Below are 5,778 nucleotides of genomic sequence, written 5' to 3' on the forward strand. Positions count from 1 at the left end.
GCGGACGGACGCGAGTATGGAGTTCGTTTGCACAACCACAACCCACGAGAAACGAATGCCATAGATGAAGTGACAAAAAAGCGGCCCGATTGCCCGGGCCGCCATGCCATGGAGTTCGTGTTCATTGCCTTGCCGCCCCGGGGGCTGGTGAAAGTGATTCTGGCGGGCTTCATGGGTGGGACTCCCTGAGCCACAATGGCCCTGCGGCTGCGACTCACCCCGCTGATGTTCGCCACCGCGCTGACCCTCCCTTGGCGGACGATGAAAGCCATCGCGTACATCCTGGTCAGGATTGCGACTGGCAGCGCTGGGAGGGTTCGAGGGGCGGGTCAGCCATTCTGAAAGGGCTCAAGTCTGAGGCTCAAGCATGTCTCCGAGACATAAATTCTCTTTTTTGAGAAACTAAAGTTGACGCAATCCTGCGAAACATTTAGCCTATTTATCAATCAAACATGCATCTTACTTCACGAAAATAATATGGCGAAACTAGTAATCATAGATGACGAAGCCGCCATTCTGGAACTCATGACCAAGCTCTGCAAAGCTGCGGGTCATCAAGTTTTTGGCTGTACCACCGGTATTGACGGCATCGCGGCCATCCGCTCCAACCAGCCCGACCTCGTGATCGTCGATTTGCGAATTGGCGACGTCAACGGCCTGGATCTCGTCAGCATGTGCAAGGATCAGTTCCCCGGCACCGCCGTGATCATGGTCACCGGCCATGGCAGTGTGGAAACCGCCGTGGAGGCCATGCGCCTGGGTGCCTTCGACTACCTCACGAAGCCCTTCGATCTGGGCGATCTGATCAAAACGGTGAATCAGGCCCTGCAGCGCAACGGCGTCGCCGCTGCCACACCTGCGAGTATTCCTAGCGCCACGCTGCGCTCCTCCTCGGCTTCGAAACTCATCGGGCACAGCGACGCGATTCAGCGCATTTTTGACATTGTGCGCCGCGTCGCCAATAACGACAGCCCGGTTCTCCTCGAAGGTGAATTTGGTGTGGGCAGGCACATGGTCGCCCGCGCGCTGCACGAGGCCAGCCGCCGCAGCAACGCGCCCTATAAGGAACTGCAGTGCAGCGCCATGCCAGAAGATGTGCTTGAAACCGAGCTCTTCGGCCCGACGGCTATCTTTAACCGTGTCTCCGGCGGCACCATCCATCTGGCAGAGATCAATCAACTCCCGGCGCGTATCCAGGCCCAGTTGAACACCTTCCTCGATGAAGCGCAGTCGAAAAAAGGCTGGGGCAATGGCACCAGTGGTGCGGATTTCCGCCTTGTGGTCTCCAGCACAGTGTCGCTGGAAGACGCAGTGAAAGCGGGCAAATTCCGCCAAGACTTGTACTACAAGCTCTCCGTGGTGCCCCTCAAAATCCCGCCGCTGCGTGAGCGCCGCGTGGATGTGCGCCCGCTCGTCGAGCATTTCCTCAAAGACCTCGCCGACCGCACCGACACCAAGCCGAAGACCATCGACACCGGTGCCATTGAATTCCTGGAGAAGTACAACTGGCCCGGCAACGTCAGCGAGCTGCGCAACGCCATCGAACGCGCCTGCGCCTTTGCGGAAAGCGACCGCGTGCGCCCCTCCGACCTGCCGGCCAAAGTGACGCAGCAGATCGAGATCACCACCCCTTCCACCACCGAGGGCATCACCAAGCTGCCCATCGGCTCCACGCTTGATGACTTCATCAAGGGTCAGGAGCGCGCCTTCATCCAGGAAACGCTCAAGTACAACAGCGGCTCCCGCGAAAAGACCGCCAGCATGCTCGGCGTCTCGATCGCCACGCTGTACCGCAAGATGGGGCTGAATGTGGAGCGCAAGACCACCTCGTAGAGGATCGCAGAACAGATTTAGTCAAGGCATGAAGCCGGCCGCAGGGTCGGCTTTGTGTTTTGAGGAGAAGAAAGCGTAGGTTTTGGCAAAGGAATATCGAGCAATGGAATGGGATCAGAATATCTGAATTCTTCTGCCAAGACATTCCTTTGCAAAAAAATCACCGTCCCCTTCCCCTCCGCAGAGCAAAGCACCGAGCCTGCCCTTGGCTCGGTTTTGGATTTGGGAAGATGGGCACGCAGTTTTTTGGCAGAGGAATGATCTGACAATGGAATAAAAATCAGAAGGTCCGTATTCCTTTGTCCGACATTCCTTTGCCGAAAATTTGCGCATTATCACCGCCCACCATCCGTTCTTTCATCCAGTTGCACAGCGGACGAACTGCCGCGACACTGCCACCTCTTCCACCACGCCCTTTTTGAGTACTCCAGCCACCATCCTCTACTGCCGCTGCGCATACGCCCAAGTCGTGCCTTCCGGCGTGAAAAACGACGTGTTGCAGAAGCTGTGCGACTCAGACACCAGCTTTGAAACCGTCTCCGATCTCTGCGAGATGGCGGCGCATCGCGATCCACGCCTGCAAGCCATCGCTTCCTGCGGCAGTCTCCGCATTGCCGCCTGCTTTCCCCGCGCCGTGAAAGGCCTCTTCCAGCAGGCGGGCTTTCCCCTGCCCGCCGATACGGAAATCCTGAACATGCGCACGCAGTCCGCGCAGGAGATCGCGGATGCGCTGCTCGGCGCACCTGCTTTGACCGCCGCTTGACCCTTTGACCGCTTTGGCCTCCGAACGCCGCATTCGTCCCAACAATCCGCGCTTCACACGCAAGGATCGAGGACGAGTTCGAGTAGGAGGATGAGGACGATTTTGTTCCGTCGCAGTTGCTTGACCGCTTGAACCTTTCTTGACCCTTTGACCCCTTCCAAGCCATGATCACCCACACTCACCGCCCGCTCCGCGTCGTCCTCTACGAAGGCAGCGGCAGCATCCAGCTTCCTGCCGAGTCCCGTGCCAAGGTTATGATGGCCCTGCTCGACAAAGGCTACACCGTCACCCGCAGCGGACTCGGTGCGCCAGCCATGCCGCATGACGAGCGCAACCTGCTGGTGCTTGGTGCCTTTGAAGGCAAAGCCCCCGCGCTGGAAGACGCCACCGGCAAGATCAGCATCGACACCTGCGACATCACCGGGCTGGAGCCCGACGCCATCTTGGCGCTCGTGGACAAATCACGCGGTGAGAAAACGATGAACGAGCCCGGCAAATGGAAGCCGTGGTTCCCCGTCATCGACTACTCACGCTGCACCAACTGCATGCAGTGCCTCAGCTTCTGCCTGTTCGATGTCTATGGCGTCAGCGATGACAACAAGATCCAGGTGCAGAACAACGACAACTGCAAGACCAACTGCCCCGCCTGCTCCCGCGTCTGCCCCGAAGTCGCCATCATGTTCCCCAAGTATCAGGCGGGACCGATCAACGGCGACGAGATTAACGAGAACGAAGCTGGCCGCGAAAAGATCAAGGTGGACATCTCTTCGCTGCTCGGTGGCGACATCTACTCCGCACTCAAAGACCGTAGCGCCGCCGCGAAGTCCCGCTTCAGCAAGGAGCGCAGTCCGGACAAGGCGCTGGATGAGCGGAAGAAGTGCCTGACGAAGTTGGTGGGTGACGGGTTCATCCCGGCGGATGTGCTGGCGAGTCTGCCGAGCACGGAAGAGATTTTGAAGAAGGCGGTGATTGCGAAGGCGAAGGCTGCGGCGGCGTTGGCGGCGCAGTAGGTGGTGGGCTTGGAGCAAGGGATCTCCGCCACAATTTGACATCATGAAACCGACCCTTCGACTTTACGATGCCATCGGCACTGGAGTCATCTTAACCTGCACAAGTGGGGTCATGGTTTCCAACCAGACCGGTGGGACCTCCTGCATTCAACCTCAAGTTGAGGGAGTGTATATTCCTCTGAGAAATGATTACGGCCTCAAAGACTTCCAGTTCTCGTCTCCTGAGCTGGAACTTACGCAGCACTTTGTTGGGCCAAAACATCGTGGGGCTGGCGCAACTTCTGGTTTGGACGCTGGGGACGCTGATTTTATCGATGACGTTCTTTCACGTTCTGGGTTGAGCGAGGCGATCAGTGTTGACCGCAGACAGCTCAGTCATTCTCATGAGGCCTGGGTTCATGTGGTCATTAAAGCGGACGAATCCAACGACGAAGATCTAGCGATGTTCACGGGCTTTGGTCCGTATCCTCGACATGGAATATTGACTTGGGCCAACAGCGATTGAGCTTGCAGCATCATGCACACCCGCCGCCACTTCCTCCGCACCTCAGGCCTCGCGCTCGGCTCCCCTGCCCTCTCCGCGTTGGCGCAGACTTCCGCCAACAAACAGAAAACCGTCCTCCTCCAATGTGGGTGGGCGACGAAGAATATTGGGGATATTGGGCATACGCCGGGGACGTTGCGGTTTTTGGAGCAGTATCTGCCGGAGGCGCGGGTGGTGCTGTGGGCGATGAACACGAATGAGGAGGTGGATGCGATGCTGATGAAGCGGTTTCCGAAATTGGTGATCGTGAAGGGCGCGCTCTCCAAGGAAGGTGGCGCGGTGCAGGAGGCGGTGAATGGGTGTGACTTTTTCCTTCGCGGACCGGGCATGGGGCAGAGCACGGATTTCATGATCTACTGCCAGAAGATCGGCAAGCCGTGGGGGTTGCAGGGGCAGTCGTATTTCCCGGACATGGTTACGGGGAAGGATGGGGAGAAGCGCATCGCGCTGCTGAACAGTGCGGCGTATATCTACTGTCGTGATTCGAAGACGCTGAAGCTGCTGCAGGATGTGGGTGTGAAGCCGCCGGTGCTGGAGTTCGGGCCGGATGGGTGCTTTGGCATCGACGTGCGCGATGATGCGAAGGCGCTGGCGCGGATGAAGAAGCATGGGCTGGAGGAGAAGAAGTTCATCACGATCCAACTGCGCACGCATTCGCCGAGCAGTCCGGGGATGGATGACAAGCGGCCACAGAAGCTGAATCCGCTGCACCCGACGCCGGAGAACATCGCTGATGATACGCGACGGGCGAAGGTGTACCAGGACCTGATTGCGATGTGGGTGAAGGAGACCGGGTTCAAGGTGGTCATTGCTCCCGAGGTGAACAAGGAGATGGAGTACAACAAGAAGTTCATCTACGACACGCTGCCGGATGACCTGAAGCCGTATGTGGTGAACTTCGATGAGTTTTGGAACGTGGACGAGGCCTGCTCCTTCTATGCGCGAGCGCATACGGTGATCTGCCATGAGCCGCACACGCCGATCATGGCACTGGCCATGGGCACGCCGATGATGCACACGTTTTCGGAGTTCCACTCGCCGAAGTGCTGGATGTTCAAGGACATCGGTCTGGAAGAATGGGCACCGGAGTTTGACGCGACGCCAGCGACAAAGATGTTTGAGATTCTCATGGGCATCCACAAGGACTACGCCGCCGCCCAGGCGAAGGTGAAGAAGGCGATGGCGTTTGTGGAGGAACGCGCGGCGGCGCAGATGAAGGTGCTGAAGGGTGTGATTGGGGCGTGATCTGGATCGCTGTGTGATCTAAATCCAGATGGAGCTTCGATAGTTCGAGGGATTATTTGAAGTGCGGCACGCGGAGCTGCCGCTTTCGAGCGGCTCGTGGCATTCGTGTGCTTGCTGGCTTGCGATAAACTACCGGCTGCCGCTTTCGGAAGGCTTTGGGTATGCGTGGGCCTTCCGTACCGTCGAAAGCGGTAGCTCCGTTCGTTCCTCACTTCGCGCTGATCTTTACCCACAAAGTTGGAGACACGATATCATAAGCCGTTGGAAACTGCGGGGCTATTGACCGGCGTGCGGGATGGCATGTGATCCTTAATCGTGGGGGCTTGGAGACGCGCATGGCTGCTGCGAGGGTGGCGGTGAGACGCTGCTGGTGGGCGCGGTGT

6 protein-coding genes are annotated in these 5,778 nt (G+C 58.2%); all 6 read left to right on the top strand.

The genetic code is table 11. The features are described from left to right. Positions 1-189: hypothetical protein (locus PSV43_RS04840; RefSeq protein ID WP_300194352.1), on the top strand; the 189-nt coding region annotated here is incomplete at its 5' end. Between the two features lie 288 nt (positions 190-477). Further along, positions 478-1,833 carry a sigma-54 dependent transcriptional regulator gene (locus tag PSV43_RS04845; RefSeq protein WP_300194354.1) on the top strand — a complete coding sequence of 452 codons (1,356 nt, stop codon included), beginning with the start codon at positions 478-480 and terminating at the stop codon, positions 1,831-1,833. Between the two features lie 418 nt (positions 1,834-2,251). Further along, positions 2,252-2,596, top strand: a complete 345-nt coding sequence (locus PSV43_RS04850; protein WP_300194356.1) for a hypothetical protein — start codon at positions 2,252-2,254, stop codon at positions 2,594-2,596. Positions 2,597-2,760: 164 nt separating this feature from the next. Next, positions 2,761-3,606 (top strand): ferredoxin family protein, encoded by an 846-nt coding sequence (locus tag PSV43_RS04855; protein ID WP_300194358.1) that lies wholly within the window; start codon positions 2,761-2,763, stop codon positions 3,604-3,606. Positions 3,607-3,649: 43 nt separating this feature from the next. Further along, a complete protein-coding gene (locus PSV43_RS04860) occupies positions 3,650-4,111 on the top strand; it encodes a DUF6210 family protein (protein ID WP_300194360.1) in 462 nt (153 codons plus the stop codon). 12 nt (positions 4,112-4,123) lie between these two features. Further along, positions 4,124-5,395, top strand: coding sequence for a polysaccharide pyruvyl transferase family protein (locus PSV43_RS04865; protein WP_300194362.1), 1,272 nt, complete (start codon positions 4,124-4,126; stop codon positions 5,393-5,395). Positions 5,396-5,778: the final 383 nt, after the last annotated feature.

The sequence above is a fragment of the Prosthecobacter sp. genome (assembly GCF_029946185.1).
Lineage (GTDB): Bacteria > Verrucomicrobiota > Verrucomicrobiia > Verrucomicrobiales > Verrucomicrobiaceae > Prosthecobacter.

Excerpts from the sequence above, each read along its gene's own strand:
- PSV43_RS04845 (WP_300194354.1), top strand. The coding sequence starts at position 478 with ATGGCGAAACTAGTAATCATAGATGACGAAGCCGCCATTCTGGAACTC.
- PSV43_RS04855 (WP_300194358.1), top strand. The coding sequence starts at position 2,761 with ATGATCACCCACACTCACCGCCCGCTCCGCGTCGTCCTCTACGAAGGC.
- PSV43_RS04865 (WP_300194362.1), top strand. The coding sequence starts at position 4,124 with ATGCACACCCGCCGCCACTTCCTCCGCACCTCAGGCCTCGCGCTCGGC.
- PSV43_RS04860 (WP_300194360.1), top strand. The coding sequence starts at position 3,650 with ATGAAACCGACCCTTCGACTTTACGATGCCATCGGCACTGGAGTCATC.